The following is a 503-nucleotide window of genomic DNA, read 5'->3' as shown; positions in this document are numbered from 1 at the left end:
TGTGAAAAAAAGATGTTTATCTATCATAGCTATTGTTTTAGTATGTATCGTATTATTAACAATTTTTATAATTAATAGGGATACCACTATTGATAATTACATTTCAATAACAAATTCTGAGGAAAATATTGACACCGGTAAGATAACAACAAAAATAATGGTTTATGATATTAAAACAAAAACAACAGATGAAGTATTTCAATTTGAATATAGTTCACAATATCCTTTAGGATATTACGATGCTAAAACAAAATCAGTGTATTATACCAAACGTACAAGCATAGATGAGAATATTGGGGATAATATATTCGTTTTCGATTTAAAAGCTTCTAAAGAAAGACAGTTAACAAATGATCTTTTCGCTGTTAATTATATAATTTCTGATGGTGACAAAGTATTTTTTGTAGGTCGACCTAATGGCAGTCAAGTTCTTAAATTAGGAGTTATTGATTTAAAAACTAATACTATATCTTATTGGGGAGATGAGGATACCAATGTAGAGG

1 protein-coding gene is annotated in these 503 nt (G+C 27.2%); it reads left to right on the top strand.

Translation table 11 applies throughout. From position 1 onward, the window contains the following. Positions 1 to 503, top strand: a 503-nt coding sequence (locus R7P64_RS24780; protein WP_318124301.1) for a hypothetical protein, incomplete at both ends; no start/stop codon positions are given.

This window comes from Vibrio sp. 2304, from assembly GCF_033339475.1.
In the GTDB taxonomy this organism is placed as follows: Bacteria; Pseudomonadota; Gammaproteobacteria; order Enterobacterales; family Vibrionaceae; genus Vibrio; species Vibrio alginolyticus.
Note: the sequence above shows the minus strand (reverse complement) of the source record. Positions and strands in the feature narration are given on the sequence as shown.